The organism is Oleiphilus sp. HI0079, assembly GCF_001635105.1.
Window position 1 is genome coordinate 1 of sequence record NZ_LWFT01000463.1, and the last position, 679, is coordinate 679.

2 protein-coding genes are annotated in these 679 nt (G+C 42.7%); both read right to left on the minus strand.

Annotated features, from left to right (window positions below; all coding sequences use genetic code 11):
* Positions 1-262, minus strand: a 262-nt coding sequence (locus A3750_RS06135; protein ID WP_197474939.1) for a hypothetical protein, incomplete at its 3' end; no start/stop codon positions are given.
* The coding region (locus A3750_RS25985; protein ID WP_197474940.1) for a hypothetical protein at positions 262-679 on the minus strand (418 nt) is incomplete at its 5' end. The genes A3750_RS25985 and A3750_RS06135, both read right to left, overlap by 1 nt.

Consider the following 679-nt stretch of genomic DNA (forward strand, 5'->3'; position numbering starts at 1 on the left):
GTTGATAGCCAATATCAACAACAACCCCCTCATCGCGTGCGAATATCGTCACCGGCTCACTCGTTAGAATACCATCCGCTTTTACTAATATATCGGCATTGAAAAAATGCCAAAATACGTACACGACGGGGCTAACAACCAGCAATACCAAAAGGTACCAACGCATCTTGAACGTTGCCCTTTTAGCTGGCGCGTAAGAAACCTTAAAACCCGTTTGACGCGTCGGGTCATGCTGCTTTTCATGTTTAAATTCAACTTTCATTAGAAGCGTTTTCCTCGCGCCAAAACCCACCACGGAGCCATATTGCTTTCTTCATGCCCCCGCCGTACCAGTTCATTCAAAGTAAAAAATACTGTCGCCATGCGCATACATAAGCCATAAAAAGGATAAAGCGGCATGAACAGCAGCGCTTTAAAGTCCTGCACTTTGCGCTCTGACACCATATACATAAATAAGCCATAAAGTAGCAGCGCATAAATTAGATAGATAATGTACTGAACGACCAGCAAAGCAAGATATTCATTAATATCAACATGAGCGAACATAGCGATATTAAATACCAGAATGAGAATGGGCAGCATAATGCTCTGCCAAATACCGTAAATGAGCGTAAACAAAAAGGTTTTCCAGCCAATTAAACCCGGATTCAAGGCATAGCGGTGTTTGCGCATGTATAAA